Genomic DNA, 12,745 nt, shown 5'->3' with positions numbered 1-12,745 from the left:
GATAAGAAACTGAACTATATGACTGTACCGGCGGCAATAAAAGAGCTGGAAAAAAGTAAGCGCTTAAATCTTGGGTAGCTTTACTGTCTACGTTTTTAAACTCATAATGATAGTAAATAGATTTTTACTACACTCCGCTTGATAGGAGATAGAAATTTACTACATTTGGAGGTTTCATTATGAGTAAGAAACGTGCTCCAGGGCGTTCCCTGGACGAATGGATGGAACTGGTAATCGAATGCAGACAAAGTGGCCTGACAGATGCTGCATGGTGTAATGAGCATGGGATATCTCCCAGCTGTTTTTACAATGCAGTTACCCGTCTCCGCAAAAAAGCCTGTCAGATACCGGATCCAGCCCCCAAAGCCAGCACTCTTGACCTTACATCCCATAAACAGGATGTAGTCCAGATTGCTATAGAACCGGAGTCTTCTCCGGCAGGACTGATCCCAGATAATGGGAACAGACCTATGCACCTTGACAATTCACATACGATTGAAATCGAAGCAGACGGATTGCTTATACGAATGAGTAATGAGATCAAACCGTTACTTCTGAAGATGCTTATGGATACGCTTAGGGAGTCGTTATGTTAGCGGACATCTCAAGTGTTGATGCGATCTATATCGTCTGTGGCAGAACAGATATGCGCAAGTCCATTGATGGATTATGTGCGATCATCCAGGAACAGTTTTCGATGGAGATCGACCATGCACTTTTTCTTTTCTGCGGCCGTAAATGCGACCGTATCAAAGCTATTTTAAAAGAACCTGACGGGATCGTTATGATCTACAAAAGACTGACCGCCCAGGGATCTTACCGGTGGCCCAGGAATAAATCTGAGGTCCGGAATCTTACATGGCGGGAGTTCGACTGGCTGATGTCTGGCATTGATATTGAGCAGCCCAAAGCGATCAAGGCAACGTAAAAAAGATGCACATAAAACTCTTGTTTTTTGCTGTATTTTCGGCACTTTCAAGTCCTGGTAAATTCGCTGTTTTGCTGGGAAAAACCACTGTTTTCTGGTATAATGGAAACATCAGAAACAGGAGGAAAAAGCAGTGGCAGACAGTTCCAAAGATATCCAGCTCCGTGAGCTGAAGGACATGATAAACGATCTCAAAAAAATGATAAAAACACTTCAGGCAACTGTCGATGCTGGCAATAAACGGGAAGAGGCTCTCACCCGGGAGCGGGATAATCTGAAAGAAGAGATAGATCTTCTCCGTAAAAAATTGTTTGGCACCTCCAGCGAAAAAAGGACCCTCGATATTCCGGGTCAGTTAAACTTTTTTAATGAGGCGGAACTGGAACAGGATCCAGAAGCTGCAAAAGCAGAGGTTCTTGAATCAATTCTTCCGGAAAAAACAGCAAAAAAGCGAAAAGGAAGAGCTACAGATGCGGAACGTTTTAAGGGAGTTCCTGTTGAAAAAAAGTATCTGGAGCTTTCTGAGAAAGAGAAACTCTGCCCTGTCTGTGGTACCCCGCTGAAAGAAATCGGGGAAGAGTTTGTCCGCCGGGAACTGGTTTTTGTACCGGCAAAACTGAAAGTATATGAATACTACAGTAAGAACTATGAGTGTCCGCAGTGCAGGCTTCAGGATATTCCGGTCATCAAAAAAGGAAAAGGTGGCAGAGCCCATATGCTTTATGGAATGGCTTCTGCTGGAACGGTCGCCTGGGTAATGTACCAGAAGTTTTGTAATGGTCTCCCATACTACCGTCAGGAAAAGGACTGGAAACAGTATGGCGTGGAGATCACCAGAGCTACTATGGCAAACTGGGTGATCCGGAATTCCGAAGCGTTTTTTCTTCCTATGTACGAATACTTCCACAGGAAACTTCTGGAACGTGGATTCGCAATGGCAGATGAAACGCCACTTCAGGTTCTACATGAACCGGAACGCCGCGCTCAGACAAAGTCATATATGTGGCTTTTCCGCAGCGGTGAAGACGGAGGACCACCTATTATCCTCTATAAATACTCAGAGACCCGGGCCGGGGACAATGCTGTAGATTTTCTTCACGGCTTCAAGGGTTATCTGATGTGTGATGGCTATAGTGGATACAATAAAGTTCCAGATGCCAAACGCACAGCCTGCTGGGCACACATCAGAAGATATCTGACAGATGCCATTCCCAAGGGAAAGGCTCTGGATTATACCCAGCCATCCGTACAGGGAATGCTGTACATTAACCAGCTCTTCCACCTGGAAGATGTGATCAGATCAAAGTATTCTTCCTTCGATGCTATCAAAAAGGCTCGTCTTGAAAAAGAAAAGCCGATAGTAGAAGGCTTTTTGTCGTGGCTTGATCAGCAAAGCCCTATCCGTGGAAGCAGAATGGATAAAGCTGTCACTTACATTCAGAATCGCCGCTCCTATCTGTCCACCTATCTGGAAGACGGCCGCTGCAGTTTTTCTAATAATCTCAGCGAAAATGCGATCCGCCCGTTTACAGTAGGCCGTAAAAACTGGCTGTTCTGTGATACACCAAACGGAGCCCAGGCCAGTGCTATCGTGTACACAATGGTAGAAATGGCAAAAGCCAATGGAGTAAACGTCTATCACTATCTTACCTATCTGCTGGAGAAACTGCCTGATGATAGGATGAGTGATGATGAATTAGAACTTCTGGCACCATGGAACGAAACCGTCAAAGCTGAGATTGAACATCGTGCAAACGAATCAAATCAATCATATGTGAATTGTCAAGGTGCTCCGGCTACTGAAAAGTAGTCGGGGATTTTTCTATCATACCTAAAAATTAAGCGCTTACGGAAAAAATAGAAATGGTACGTCAGTTAGACAATATATACCGTCTGGATCATGCAGTAACAGCGAACCAGAAAGTAATATTGAAAGCCTTTGGACTGGATGCGAATAGTATAAAATACTTTGCGTCAGAGCTGAGTAAGGAACTGAAAGAAGCAGAATAAGGAAGGAAAATAAAGATGGCAAACGAAGTGAAGGTGGTCGGAAGTCCGAACAGTACTGCAAATAATTAAAAAAGCTGTCTGGATTCCGGATGTATTTGCATCCGGAACAGACAGCTTTTGTTGTATCAGCATCTAACCCTTAACCGCACCTGCGGAAACACCTTCTACAATGAATCTGGAAAGAAGAATGTAGACAATGATGACCGGGAAGATGGAAAAGGCGATCATTACATACACCTGTCCCATGTCAAACTTCAGGAAGTCTGCACTTCGAAGCTGTGCGATCAGTACAGGAAGTGTTTTCTTTTTATCTGAGTGAAGGACCAGCGCCGGAATGAAGTAATTATTCCAGCTCTGTACAAAGGTAAAAATTGCCTGCACAGCGATAGCCGGTTTCATAAGCGGGAATACGATTTTGTTAAAGGTATTAAATTCACCGGAACCGTCAATACGTGCTGCTTCCACAAGCTCCAGAGGAAGGTTGCTTTCCATGTACTGTTTCATATAGAAGAAAGTAACAGGAGCAGCAATACTTGGAACGATCAGTGGGACAAAGGAGTCGTCCAGACCTATTTTTCCCAACAGCTGAAGGAATCCAAGAGCAGTTACCTGAGTTGGGATCATCATGACTGCAAGGATAAATGTAAACATAAATTTTTTTGCTTTAAAATTGTATGCATGGATAGCGTAAGCAGTCATTGTTGAAAAATAGGTACATAAAACAGCGGAGCAGGTAGCAATGAAAATACTGTTGAACATACCATTCCATACAGGGAGTGTTCCTGCGAGAAGATTTTTCCAGTTCTCAATGAGATGTCCTCCGGGAATGGCTGTGAATCCCTTTTTCAGTGCGCCATTAGATCTGGTGGCATTGATAAACAGTACATAAAACCAGAACAGGCAGAAGAAGGAAATGATGATCAGTACGATATAGGCAAGAGTACGCTGACCTTTCATGCTCATTCCTTTTTTATTTTTGGAGTTTTTTTCATTCATTCTTCTCACCTCCATCAGTCTTTTATCTTGTTAAAGCGGAATACGATCAGGCTGAGCACTCCTGTGATAATGAACAGGAATACGGATAATGCACCACCCATTCCGTAGTTCTTGCTGAACAGATGCTTGTTCAGGAACATGATCAGTGTCATAGTGGAACGCATGGGGTCGCCGGTTCCGTTTGTCAGAATCTGAGGTACATCGAACATCTGCATGCCGCCGATCAGGGATGTGATCATAACATAGATCAGGATTGGACGAAGGAGTGGAAGAGTGATCTTTCTGAAAATCTGTGAGGAAGTTGCACCGTCTACTTCAGCTGCCTCGTAAAGCGAGGAGTCAATTCCCATCATACCTGCCATAAGAAGAATAGTTGTATTTCCGAACCACATCAGGAAGTTCAGGACTGCAACAAGGGTTCTGGCACTCCAGGCATGGCTGAAAAAGGAATATGCCTGTTTCAGTATTCCTGACTGCATCAGCATTGCATTGATGGGACCGCCGTCTGCAAATAAGGTAAAGAATAACATTGCAAAGGCGGATGCCATGATCAGGTTTGGCAGATAAATAACTGTTTTGAAGAAGCGCTGTCCCTTAAGCCGGAGGCTTGGATTGGAGAACCAGGCAGCCAGGAGCAGGGAAACCAGGATCTGTGGGATAAATCCCATTACCCACATGATCATTGTGTTTTTAAAATAAATCCAGATATCGCCACCCTGAAAGAGCTTTGCATAATTGGCAAGTCCCACAAAATTCGGTCCTATCTGCGTTAATCCAGATCTGTAATTTTCAAAGAAACTGTTATAAATTGTACTGATAAGCGGAACGAGCTGGAATATGAGATATACTACTACAAATGGTATCAGGAAGATATATCCCCATTTGTTATAGCTGACCGCTTTATGGTTATTATTCTTTGCCATTATCTTCCTCCATAGTCTGCTGTAATCCAAAGTGTGCCTGCCTGATGGTCAGGCAGGCACACAGGTTTCAATGTTTGATTAATAGGAAAGTTCCGGATATTTTTCTACAACTGCCTTATAGAACAGGTCGAGAGCTTCATCATAAGATGCGTTGCCTTCGAAGTAGTTCTTCATGGCATTCTGGAATTCTTCGTTGCAGCCCTGATCATAGATACTCATGTTACTCAGATCAATCTTATCAGCGCCTGCACAGAACATAGCCAGAGGATTCTGTCCACCAAGAACTGCATCGCCGTAGCTTTCATCTTTAGCCATTTCTTCCATGGCAGGTTTATTGTTTACGAAGTCATTATCAGCAGTAACGATTTCTTTCATAACGTCAACGTTAGTTGTCATCGTTCTCATGATATCAGCAACCAGTGTGGGATTGTCTGTGCCTGCAGCTGCTGTGATCCATGTTCCGCCCCAGTAGAAGCCCTGTGGCCCTTCTGTTGCAGCCCAGCCGCCATCTTTACCAACTGAACCATCCTGGTCAGCGCTCATGGAGAAGTCGATGAACCATGCAGGTCCGAAATATGAGAATACATTGCTGTCTTTGAAGAAGCCCTTGCTCCAGTCATCACTCCACAATTCATAGGTAGCTGTTTCTCCGGCATCAACCATTTCCTTGGACATATCTACCCAGTTTTTGATATTGTCATCAACAGTGATCTTTCCGTCAACAACCCATGGGGAAGTTACATTATTAGAGAATACACGGTAGGCATCATTTACAGTGGAAGTCATCTGATAGCCTTTTTCCTTCAGCTCTTCAGCTGTTGCCTTAAATGTATCCCAGTCTGCAACTTTCTTCTGAACCTCTGCCGGATCATCGCTTCCGAATACTTCTTTTGCAATATCTCTTCTGTAGATCATAGCACCCGGGCAGCCCTGCCAGGAAAGACCTTTTAAGTTGCCATCCGAATCTGTCATAACATCTTTGGTGTACTGATACTGGTCTGCAACTTCCTCATCTGTGATTCCCAGATCTGCCACAGACATTGTATAATCTGTATTTACATATTTCAGTGCATAATCGGCTTCAACAAGGAAGAGATCGATTTTGTCATCTGCTGCTGCATCAGCCTGTTTCAGAAGAGTCTCATCCAGATTATTCTGATATGCATTGTCATCAGAAGGAGTAATGTTCCATACAACATCAACATCTCCGATTTTGCCATGAGTTCCGTCAACTTCTTCATATCCGGGATAGTGGTCAGTCAGACGGGATTTGAATTCTTCATTCCAGCAATAAATGTTTAAAACTTTACCTTCGTCAGCGGCTGCATCTTCAGCCCATGTTGGAACTGCTGTAAGACCGGCAAGCATAGCTGCTGTTAATGTAATTGCCATAGCTTTTCTCTTCATCATGTTATTACCTCCTTGTGATAATTGTTTTGGGTTGATTGTAACTTTTCAGCAGTCCACCAACTGTGAAGATACTGAAGATTTTCTTATTTTGCCAGATTTCTGACTGATGCACCGGGGAAAAGTCTTCCATCAACGGTGAATTTATCGATGATCGTTGTTTTAGGATTTTCGATAAGATCAATCAGCTTCTGTGCGGCAAGCCGTCCAATCGTTTCTGTGTCCTGACACAGAGTTGTCAGCCGTGGCTCCAGGATGCGTGCAAAAGTAAGTCCGTCATAGCCTGCAATGGAAATATCATCTGGTATTCGAAGTCCACGTTCGTGGATTTCATTGATGCCACCCAGTGCGGAGAAGTCATCCGGATAGAGGATACAGGTAGGAGGATCTTTCAGATCCAGAAGCTCTGAAGTTGCTATTGCTGCAGCTTCTGCATCTCGATAAGGAATGACTGGCATATATTCATCAGGTATATCGATTCGTTTTTTCTGGAGAGTTCTGTAAAAACTTCCAAGTCTGTTTCGTGTGACAGAGGAATCTTCTCCGTGAATATAGGCAATCTTTCTGTGTCCCCGTTCAAGAATATAAGAGACAAGTTCTTCCATTCCCTGAATGTTGTTGGAAACAACAGCAATTCTTCCATCAAATACATGATCGATAGTGACTACCGGTATCTCGGACTGTACCAGGCGCTGTACCTCTTCTGTAAAAAAATTGATACAGGCGATCACCACTCCATCGACTCCACGGTAACGGCAGTGCTCATAATAACTGAGATGCTGACCGGAGAGGTTTCCGCTGGTAAAAGTGATGTCATATCCTCTGGATTCGGCAGTGCGTTTAAAGCTTTCCAGTACATGATTGAAATAATCATGGGTGAGGCCACTCATGGCTTCGTCTACAAAAAGTACGCCAAGATTATAACTGCGTCTGGTCTTTAGTGCTCTTGCTGAGGAATTTGGAAGATATCCCATTTCTGATGCAGTCTTCAAAATAAGCTGTCGGGTTTCTTCGTTGATATCCGAATAACCATTAAGTGCTTTGCTGACGCTTGCAACAGATACGTTACATTGTTTTGCGATGTCTTTCATGGATACCATATTATAGTCCAGCCTTTTCTGTTTTTGTTTCTAAAACGTTTTCGCAAGCTAATCGTACTTTATTTTCAGATAAAATTCAAGTATTTTTGTTATATTTGTATAATTTATCCCTGTTGCACAAAAAAGAATTTATAATAATTTATTAATTTCACAAAAAACAGGCTTTAATATAACGAAAAGTTTCGCGATGATCTTACGGAAGTTAAAATAACAGTTGTGAAATATTTTGACTGCTAAAAATGTAGTTGATTTTTTTGAAAAACTGAATTATACTGTGATAAATCCAATCTAAACTATATAATAAACATATAAATTCTGAACGTATTCGTTTTCGCAAGTCTGTTTTCGGCCTTTTCTTCACAAGTGTTTATTTATTCTTTTTAAGGAGGCTTTTCAATGAAATTCGGATATTTTGACGACAAGGCGAAAGAATATGTTATCACTACACCACATACACCATTACCCTGGATCAATTATCTGGGAAGTAATGATTTCTTTTCACTGATCTCCAACACCTGCGGAGGATATAGCTTTTATAAAGATGCAAAATTGTTGCGAATTACCAGGTACCGTTATAATAATATTCCTGCAGATTCCAACGGAAAGTATTATTATATTAATGATGACGGAGTAATCTGGAATCCGGGAACTATGCCGTCTGCAACAGAAACAGATACTTATGAATGCAGACATGGTCTTGGATACAGTCGCTTCTGTTCTTCGAAAAATAATCTAAAAGCAGAGCTTCTGGTTTTTGTGCCCTCTGATGCTTCATGTGAGATTAATTGTCTGAAACTGAAAAATAACTCTGAAACTGAAAAAAATATTTCTCTGTTCTCATACGTGGAATTCTGCCTCTGGAATGCAGTGGATGACGCATCGAACTTCCAGAGAAATTTAAGTATCGGAGAAGTGGAAGTACAGGGGAGTACGATTTATCATAAGACAGAATACAGAGAAAGAAGGAAACATTACAGTTTCTTTACAGTAAATACACAGGTGGACAATTATGATACCAACAGAGATGCTTTTCTGGGAGCAGGAAACGGGAATGCTTTTCCAGAAGCTGTATGTAAGAAAAAATGCAGTAACTCTATTGCAAGCGGATGGTATCCCATTGCTGCACATCAGATAGATCTGACTCTGCTGCCGGGAGAGGAAAAAGAATTTGTTTTTATGCTGGGATATTGTGAAAATCCGGCAGATGATAAATGGGAAGCTCCCGGAATTATCAATAAAACCTCTGCAAAAGCATTGATTGAAAGATTTAATACAATGGAAAAAGCGATGCAGGCCTTTGCAGAACTGAAAAATTACTGGGAAACATTGCTGGCACGCTTTGCAGTCGTCAGCGAGAACGAACATATTGACCGCATGGCAAATATCTGGAATCAATATCAGTGTATGGTAACCTTCAATATGTCCAGATCAGCATCTTATTACGAATCAGGAACAGGACGGGGGATGGGGTTTCGCGATTCTTGTCAGGATCTTCTGGGATTTGTGCATCTTATCCCGGAGCGGGCAAGGGAAAGGATTATTGATATAGCATCTACACAGTTTCCGGATGGAAGTGCATATCATCAGTACCAGCCGCTGACAAAACAGGGGAATCTGGATGTTGGAAGCGGATTTAATGACGACCCGTTATGGCTGATCGCAGCAGTAGCAGCATATATCAAAGAGACTGGTGATTATGGGATACTTGATGTGCAGGTACCCTTTGATTGTAAGAAGGGAACAGAGGTACCGCTTTTTGAACATCTGGAGAAATCTTTTTATTACACAGTAACCCATCTTGGTCCTCACAAACTTCCTCTGATCGGAAGGGCAGACTGGAATGACTGCCTGAATCTGAACTGTTTTTCCAGTGAACCTGGAGAATCCTTTCAGACAACAGGGCCGTCGGAAGGCCCTGTGGCAGAATCTGTATTTATTGCAGGTATGTTTGTGAAATATGGAAAAGAATTTGAGGAGCTCTGTGAGCGGACCGGGCACACAGAACTTGCAAAAGAAGCAGGGAAAGCAGTGGATGAGATGTATCAGGCAGTGCTGGATAATGGATGGGACGGAGAATGGTTCCTGCGTGCCTATGATGCACAGTCTGAAAAGGTTGGTTCAAAAGAATGCGAAGAAGGAAAGATTTTTATTGAACCACAGGGATTCTGTGTTATGGCAGGAATCGGCAAGGAAGAAGGAATAGCAGAAAAAGCTCTGGACTCTGTGAATGAATTGCTGGAAACAAAGTATGGAATAATGATCCTTCAGCCGGCTTATACAAGATACCATCTGGAACTTGGGGAAATTACTTCTTATCCGCCTGGATATAAAGAAAATGCAGGAATTTTCTGCCACAACAATCCGTGGATTTCCATTGCGGAGACTGTGCTTGGAAGAGGAAACAGGGCATTTGAGGTTTATCGTAAAATATGTCCATCTTATATTGAGGAAATCAGTGATATTCACCGGACAGAACCATATGTATATTCGCAGATGATCGCGGGAGCTGATGCACCAGGATTTGGAGAGGCAAAAAACAGTTGGCTGACAGGAACTGCAGCGTGGACATTTATAAACCTGTCACAGGCGCTTCTTGGTATTCTGCCAGGATATGATGGTTTGATCGTAGACCCCTGCCTTCCGGAAACGTTTGGCGATTTTAAAGTGAACCGTCATTTTAGAGGGGCGGATTATCATATTGAGATCCATAAACCGAAAGGTGTGCAGAAAGGAGTCAGATGGATTGAGGTAGATGGTGAGAGGATAAATGGAAACCAGATTCCTATGGTCAATGGCAGAAACGAATACCATGTAATTGTACAGATGGGATAACTGATAAATAAAAGTCCCCACCCATTGCTTATTGCCTGATGCAATTAAAGCAGAGGGTGGGGACTTATTTGAACAGGTTAAAGTAAAATACCTGTTTTATTTATTTTCTTCCTGAACTTCGATTTTACGAATTGTCTTGTTTTTGATTTCTTCTTTGATGGATGTAAGGAACTCACCAAGGTCTTTCATTCCTTCGTCGCCAAGGTAACGGCTTCTTACGGAAACCTTGCCTTCTTCTTCCTCTTTGGCGCCAACAATGAGCATGTATGGAACTCTTGCAAGGCGTGCTTCACGGATCTTGTAGCCCATCTTTTCGGAACGCTGGTCAACAGAGCAGCGGATTCCGTTTTCTTTTAACTGAGCTTCAACTTTGGCAGCATAGTCGTGGAATTTCTCGGAAATTGGAATCACACGAACCTGTTCCGGGCAGAGCCATGTCGGGAACATACCTGCATATTTCTCAATGAGCCATGCCAGTGTTCTCTCGTAGCACCCCATGGATGTACGATGAATGATGTATGGACGCTGTTTTTCACCGTTTTCATCGATATAATACATGTCGAACTGTTCAGCCAGAAGAGCATCCCACTGAATCGTGATCATAGTATCTTCTTTTCCGTATACGTTCTTGGCATTGATATCAACTTTAGGTCCGTAGAATGCAGCTTCGCCAACATCCTCTGTAAACGGAATGTTCAGTTCTTCAAGCATCTGACGGATATGAGCTTCTGTCTGATTCCACACTTCTGCATCACCGATGTATTTCTCTCTGTTGTTAGGATCCCATTTAGAAAGGTGATAGGTTACGTCCTCCTCTACACCAAGAACCTGCAGGCAGTACTGTGCAAGTGCGATACAGTCTTTAAATTCTTTTACCATCTGGTCAGGTCTTACGATCAGATGACCTTCGGAGATCGTGAACTGACGTACACGTGTCAGACCATGCATTTCCCCGGAATCCTCATTACGGAACAGAGTGGATGTTTCGCCGTAACGAAGAGGCAGATCACGATAGCTGTGCTGTTCTGCTTTGTATACATAGTACTGGAATGGGCATGTCATAGGACGAAGCGCAAATACTTCTTTGTCTGTTTCTTCGTCACCGAGAACGAACATACCGTCTTTGTAGTGATCCCAGTGACCGGAAATTTTGTAGAGGTCGCTCTTTGCCATTAACGGAGTTTTTGTTCTGATATATCCGCGTTTTGTTTCTTCGTCTTCAATCCAGCGCTGAAGCTCCTGCATCATGATCACACCGTTTGGCATGATAAGTGGAAGTCCCTGACCGATCACGTCTACAGTTGTGAAGATCTTCATCTCACGGCCAAGTTTGTTGTGGTCACGTCTTTTTGCTTCTTCCATCTGTTCCAGATGTTCTTTCAATTCATCTTTGGAAGCATAGGCTGTTCCGTAGATACGTGTGAGCATTGCGTTCTTTTCACTGCCTCTCCAGTAGGCACTGGAGGAGGAGAGAAGCTTGAATGCTTTTACACCCTTTACGCTCATAAGGTGAGGTCCTGCGCAGAGGTCTGTCCAGTCTCCCTGGGAATAGAAAGAGATTTCGGAGCCTTCAGGAAGATCTTCGATAAGTTCTACCTTGTATGGTTCATTTTTCTCCTGGAAGTATGCGATGGCATCTTCTCTTGATTTTGTGAAGCGTTCAATCTTAGCGCCTTTTTTGATGATCTTTTTCATTTCTTTTTCGATTGCATCCAGGTCATCACGGGAGAATGGAGGGCAGTCGAAATCATAGTAGAATCCTGTATCAATAGAAGGTCCGATAGCAACCTTTGCATCCGGGAATAAGGTCTGTACTGCCTGGGCAAGTACGTGGGATGCTGTATGGCGGAGAACGGCAAGTCCTTTTTCATCTTTTGCTGTCAGGATGTTTAATTCGCAGTCACTGTCAATAACTGTTCTCAGGTCTACAACTTCTCCGTTTACTTCTCCTGCACAGGCAGCACGTGCAAGTCCCTCGCTGATGTCGTAAGCAATGTCGATTACGGATTTTGCTTCAGCGTATTCTTTTTTTGAGCCGTCTTTTAATGTTACGATCATGATGATTATCTCCTTTACGTTAGTATGGATTTGTTATAGTTGCTGTTCACTGTTGATATCCCGCGGAGCGTATTGTTGAGAACGGAGTGAACAGTAACAGTTTTTTGTACTGCGAAGGGGTAAAAGAAAGAATAAAAAAATCCCCTACAGTACGGTTAAATACTGTAGGGGACGAGATAACATTACTCGCGGTTCCACCCCGGTTGTTCTGATACATTATTGATGGATAAATCATCTGATCAGAACCGCTTCATTCGATGGTAACGGAATCACCGGACTGTATTAAAGTCACTCAGAGGTGGTCTTCGGCTGGTTCGCGATGAAATGCTTGCACCGGTATACATTTCTCTCTGTAACGTTCCTCAGCGTACTCTTCTCTTCAACGTTTTGATCTTTCTTATCTTTTCTGCCGCCTATTATAAACTTGCAAAGTGGGTTTGTCAATCAGTAAAATGCAAAAAGTTGATTTACGAAAATAGAGATTAATGTTA

Annotated in this window: 10 protein-coding genes and 1 other annotated feature; of the genes, 5 read left to right on the top strand and 5 right to left on the bottom strand. The window is 42.9% G+C overall.

Going from position 1 to position 12,745, the window contains the following annotated elements:
* Nucleotides 1-179 precede the first annotated feature (179 nt).
* The 4 genes from tnpA (at nt 180) to LJE12_RS15195 (ending at nt 2,938) form a co-directional block, all read left to right on the top strand.
* Nucleotides 180-596 (top strand): IS66 family insertion sequence element accessory protein TnpA, encoded by a 417-nt coding sequence (gene tnpA, locus LJE12_RS15210; protein ID WP_227292257.1) that lies wholly within the window; start codon nt 180-182, stop codon nt 594-596.
* Nucleotides 590-928 (top strand): IS66 family insertion sequence element accessory protein TnpB, encoded by a 339-nt coding sequence (tnpB, locus tag LJE12_RS15205; protein ID WP_117689872.1) that lies wholly within the window; start codon nt 590-592, stop codon nt 926-928. Before tnpA ends, tnpB begins: the two co-directional genes overlap by 7 nt.
* Before the next feature lie 133 nt (nt 929-1,061).
* On the top strand, nt 1,062-2,738 hold the full coding sequence (gene tnpC / locus LJE12_RS15200) for an IS66 family transposase (RefSeq protein ID WP_227292256.1): 1,677 nt from the start codon (nt 1,062-1,064) through the stop codon (nt 2,736-2,738).
* A 53-nt stretch (nt 2,739-2,791) separates the two neighbouring features.
* Nucleotides 2,792-2,938 (top strand): hypothetical protein, encoded by a 147-nt coding sequence (locus tag LJE12_RS15195; protein WP_172680026.1) that lies wholly within the window; start codon nt 2,792-2,794, stop codon nt 2,936-2,938.
* 132 nt (nt 2,939-3,070) lie between these two features.
* On the opposite strand, the gene LJE12_RS15190 is transcribed toward LJE12_RS15195, so the two are convergent.
* The 4 genes from LJE12_RS15190 to LJE12_RS15175 all read right to left on the bottom strand — a co-directional run bounded on the left by LJE12_RS15190 (nt 3,071) and on the right by LJE12_RS15175 (nt 7,364).
* A complete protein-coding gene (locus LJE12_RS15190; protein ID WP_022380254.1) occupies nt 3,071-3,934 on the bottom strand; it encodes a carbohydrate ABC transporter permease in 864 nt (287 codons plus the stop codon).
* A 14-nt stretch (nt 3,935-3,948) separates the two neighbouring features.
* Complete coding sequence (locus LJE12_RS15185) at nt 3,949-4,857, bottom strand: carbohydrate ABC transporter permease (protein ID WP_025579256.1); 909 nt, start codon at nt 4,855-4,857, stop codon at nt 3,949-3,951.
* A gap of 78 nt (nt 4,858-4,935) precedes the next feature.
* Entirely contained in the window at nt 4,936-6,264 is a 1,329-nt protein-coding gene (locus tag LJE12_RS15180; protein WP_055059372.1) for a hypothetical protein, read from the bottom strand.
* Nucleotides 6,265-6,350: 86 nt separating this feature from the next.
* Nucleotides 6,351-7,364: a LacI family DNA-binding transcriptional regulator gene (locus tag LJE12_RS15175; RefSeq protein WP_118633390.1), complete on the bottom strand. Its 1,014-nt coding sequence runs from the start codon at nt 7,362-7,364 to the stop codon at nt 6,351-6,353.
* A gap of 396 nt (nt 7,365-7,760) precedes the next feature.
* Here LJE12_RS15175 and LJE12_RS15170 point away from each other — a divergent pair, with 396 nt between their 5' ends.
* On the top strand, nt 7,761-10,196 hold the full coding sequence (locus LJE12_RS15170; protein ID WP_025579251.1) for a GH36-type glycosyl hydrolase domain-containing protein: 2,436 nt from the start codon (nt 7,761-7,763) through the stop codon (nt 10,194-10,196).
* A gap of 96 nt (nt 10,197-10,292) precedes the next feature.
* Here the strand turns inward: LJE12_RS15170 and thrS are convergent, their stop codons facing one another.
* Nucleotides 10,293-12,254 carry a threonine--tRNA ligase gene (gene thrS, locus LJE12_RS15165; protein ID WP_195303487.1) on the bottom strand — a complete coding sequence of 654 codons (1,962 nt, stop codon included), beginning with the start codon at nt 12,252-12,254 and terminating at the stop codon, nt 10,293-10,295.
* A 164-nt stretch (nt 12,255-12,418) separates the two neighbouring features.
* Nucleotides 12,419-12,646, bottom strand: a binding site (T-box leader).
* Between the last annotated feature and the right edge of the window lie 99 nt (nt 12,647-12,745).

Source organism: Blautia sp. DFI.6.71 (genome assembly GCF_020593585.1).
GTDB classification, from domain to species: Bacteria; Bacillota; Clostridia; order Lachnospirales; family Lachnospiraceae; genus Blautia_A; species Blautia_A wexlerae.
Note: the sequence above shows the minus strand (reverse complement) of the source record. Positions and strands in the feature narration are given on the sequence as shown.